This window comes from Variovorax sp. 20P10.2.4, from assembly GCF_058244205.1.
This window is the reverse complement of sequence record NZ_JBZAYE010001204.1, coordinates 1-1,003: the sequence shown is the minus strand read 5'-3', so window position 1 is coordinate 1,003 and position 1,003 is coordinate 1. Positions and strand designations below refer to the sequence as shown.

Below are 1,003 nucleotides of genomic sequence, written 5' to 3'. Positions count from 1 at the left end.
GACGGCGAGACCATCGCGCGCGACTGCCACCTGTCGTTGCGCACGCTGATGCGGCTGTTCGCCGCCGAAGGCACCACGCCCGGCCGCTGGCTCTGGCAGCAGCGGCTCGAGGCCAGCTACCGGGCGCTGGCCGAAGGGCGCGTGCGGCAGGTGTCGCAGGCCGCGCTCGAGTTCGGTTTCACCGACCTCAGCCATTTCAGCCGCGCCTTCAAGGCGCGGTTCGGCCGGTCGCCGAAGGACGTGCAGGGCAAGGGCGCATGAGCGCGAAGGAGATGAACGAGATGGCCACCAAGGCGCCCACCACGATCGACGACTACATCGCCGCCGCCCCGCCCGAGGCCCATGCGCACCTGCGGCGCCTGCGCGCGCTGCTGCGGCGCGTGGCACCCGAGGCCCGGGAGGCCATCAAGTGGGGCACCCCCTTCTTCATCGAGCCGCGCTTCCTGTTCGCCTTCTCGGCCCACAAGGCCCACCTGGGCTTCGCGCCCTCGGCCGAGGCGCTCGAGGCGTTCCGCAAGGAGTTGGCCGGGCACCAGACCACCAAGGAACTGTTCAAGGTCCGCTATGACGAGCCGCTGCCCGAGGACCTGATCCGCCGCATCGCCGAGCACCGGCTGCGCGTGGTGAAGGCCCGCGAGGACGATTCGTTCTGGTGAAGCGCGGGCCGGCCGGCCGGCGGCGAGAATGAAACGCAGAGCCCCAGCCAGGACACCAGATTGCACGACATCGATCGCCCGGACCCTTCGCCTCGCTTCGCCAACCTTGCCATCGCCGCATCGGCCCTCGCAGAGGCCGAAGCGCTCGTCGCGCGGCTGCTGCTGCTGAGCACGCCCGCCGACAGCGCCTCGCCCGACCTGCAGGAGCACCTGGCCTCGGCCTGGTTCCGGCAGGTCGAGGCACTGGATGCGCTCGGGCGCACGGCCGAGGTGGTGGCGCTGGCCGATGCGCTGTGCGCGCATTTCGAGCCCGGTGCGCGCGATGTGGTGGCCCCGGTGTTCGCACC

Annotated in this window: 3 protein-coding genes; all 3 read left to right on the top strand. The window is 71.4% G+C overall.

Annotated features, from left to right (window positions below):
- Positions 1 to 261: helix-turn-helix domain-containing protein (locus tag AC27VN_RS42305; protein ID WP_490880643.1), on the top strand; the 261-nt coding region annotated here is incomplete at its 5' end.
- Entirely contained in the window at positions 258 to 656 is a 399-nt protein-coding gene (locus AC27VN_RS42300; protein WP_490880642.1) for an iron chaperone, read from the top strand. The genes AC27VN_RS42305 and AC27VN_RS42300, both read left to right, overlap by 4 nt.
- A 60-nt stretch (positions 657 to 716) precedes the next feature.
- On the top strand, positions 717 to 1,003 hold a 287-nt coding region (locus AC27VN_RS42295), incomplete at its 3' end, for a hypothetical protein (RefSeq protein WP_490880641.1).